This window comes from Ruegeria sp. CF5, from assembly GCF_056537325.1.
The window spans coordinates 1-1,759 of record NZ_JBQFRI010000027.1 but is presented as its reverse complement, the minus strand read 5'-3'; the positions used below and the strand labels follow the sequence as shown (position 1 = coordinate 1,759).

Genomic DNA, 1,759 nt, shown 5'->3' with positions numbered 1-1,759 from the left:
TCATGTCGTTGGCGCTGACGCCTGCGACTGCGACGGGTTTTTTCATGGCGTCGCGGCGGAAGGGTTCGCCCAGTTCCTGGTTGATCAGCGCCTCGATCAGGGTGGTGATGCCGTTCTTCTGGTCCTCGATCGCCTGGTTCAGCGCCGCAGTCAGCTCGTCCTGGGTGCGGGCAACCACACCCTTCAGGCCGCAGGCCGTGGCGATACCGGCATAGGACACCTTGGTGTCCAGCTCGGTGCCCACGAAGTTATCGTCGAACCACAGGGTCGAGTTGCGCTTTTCCGCGCCCCACTGGTAGTTGCGGAACACGATCTGGGTCACGGCGGGCCATTCCTCGCGGCCGATCGCGGTCAGTTCGTTCACCGCGATGCCGAATGCGCCGTCCCCGGCAAAGCCCACAACCGGCACGTCCGGCTGGCCGATCTTGGCGCCGACGATGGCGGGCAGACCGTAACCGCAGGGGCCGAACAGGCCCGGCGCCAAGTATTTGCGGCCCTCTTCGAACGACGGATAGGCGTTGCCGATGGCGCAGTTGTTGCCGATGTCCGAGCTGATGATCGCCTCTTTTGGCAGCGCCGCCTGAATCGCGCGCCACGCCATGCGCGGGCTCATCCAGTCGGGCTTGGCGGCACGGGCACGCTCGTTCCAGCTGGTGCCGGGATCGTCGTCCTCATGCGTCATCGAGGTCAGTTCCTGCGCCCAGGCCGATTTCTTCTGCGCGATGCGCTCCTTGCGCTCTTTACGGCCTTCGTCGCCGGCAGTGCCGCTCAGCTGCGCCAGAATGCCATTCGCCACCTTGGCCGCGTCGCCAACGATGCCGACGCTGACGGCTTTGGTCAGGCCGATGCGGTCGGGGTTGATGTCGACCTGAATGATTTTCGCATCCGCGGGCCAGTAGTTGATGCCATAGCCCGGCAGGGTCGAGAACGGGTTCAGACGCGTGCCGAGGCACAGCACCACGTCGGCCTCGCTGATCAGCTCCATCCCCGCTTTCGAGCCGTTATAGCCCAGCGGACCGGCAAACAGCGGGTGGCTGCCCGGGAAGGCGTCGTTGTGCTGGTAGCCGACGCAAACCGGCGCATCCAGACGTTCGGCCAGAGCCTTCGAGGCCTCGATGCCACCTTCAGCCAGAACCACACCGGCGCCGTTCAGGATGACCGGGTTCTTGGCGTTCGACAGCAGTTCGGCGGCCTGCGCGACGGCGGTTTCGCCGCCCGAGGGGCGCTCGAAGTCAACGATGGCGGGCAGATCGACGTCGATCACCTGAGTCCACATGTCGCGCGGGATGTTCAGCTGGGCCGGAGCACTGGCGCGTTTGGCCTGCATGATCACCCGGTTCAGAACCTCGCAGACGCGGGACGGGTCGCGGACCTCTTCCTGATAGGCGACCATGTCCTCGAACAGTTTCATCTGCTCGACTTCCTGGAACCCGCCCTGACCGATGGTCTTGTTGGCCGCCTGCGGGGTGACCAGCAGCAGCGGCGTGTGGTTCCAGTAGGCGGTTTTCACGGCGGTGACAAAGTTGGTGATGCCGGGGCCGTTCTGCGCGATCATCATCGACATCTTGCCGGTGGCGCGGGTGTAGCCATCCGCCATCATCCCGGCACTGCCCTCATGCGCGCAGTCCCAGAACATGATCCCAGCCTTCGGAAACAAATCCGAAATCGGCATCATCGCCGAGCCAATAATCCCAAACGCATGCTCAATACCATGCATCTGCAGTACCTTAACAAAGGCCTCTTCCGTCGTCATCTTCAT

Annotated in this window: 1 protein-coding gene; it reads right to left on the bottom strand. The window is 63.8% G+C overall.

What is annotated here, in order from left to right:
* Positions 1–1,759, bottom strand: a 1,759-nt coding sequence (xsc, locus tag ACR0NW_RS23950; protein WP_480791960.1) for a sulfoacetaldehyde acetyltransferase, incomplete at both ends; no start/stop codon positions are given.